Source organism: Acetomicrobium sp. S15 = DSM 107314 (assembly GCF_016125955.1).
GTDB lineage: Bacteria > Synergistota > Synergistia > Synergistales > Thermosynergistaceae > Thermosynergistes > Thermosynergistes pyruvativorans.
Genome location: NZ_JADEVE010000018.1, coordinates 1 through 376, shown reverse-complemented (window position 1 = coordinate 376; position 376 = coordinate 1). Strand labels below are relative to the sequence as shown.

Genomic DNA, 376 nt, shown 5'->3' with positions numbered 1-376 from the left:
GCTTTGAGCTCCTCCTCTTGGGGATCCGCCACAACAGCCACGGTCAGCACAAAAGGGGGGATATCGCGTGCGAGCTCTCGAATTTGGTCCAGCGTCACGCGCCGCTTGCTCTCGGCCAAAATGAAGCCCAAGGCATCGGCTCCGACTTCTATCGCCATCTCCGTTTTGCCGACACCAGTCGGCCCGAGGAACAGGAAGCTCCCCACCGGTCGCTTCGGGTCCTTCAACCCGCGCCGTGCCCTGCGTATGGGACGGGCCACCGCGCGTTCAGCCAAATGACAGCTACGCCCGGTATTTGCGCAGCATATAAAACAAAATGTTGAAATAAGCCTTTGGGATAAAAACTTGTTTTACAGGAAGCATGGGACGTAACCAC

At 57.2% G+C, this 376-nt stretch carries 1 pseudogene; it reads right to left on the bottom strand.

Going from position 1 to position 376, the window contains the following annotated elements:
- Nucleotides 1-275 (bottom strand): annotated as a pseudogene (locus EZM41_RS00085) (hypothetical protein); the annotation flags it as partial.
- Nucleotides 276-376: the final 101 nt, after the last annotated feature.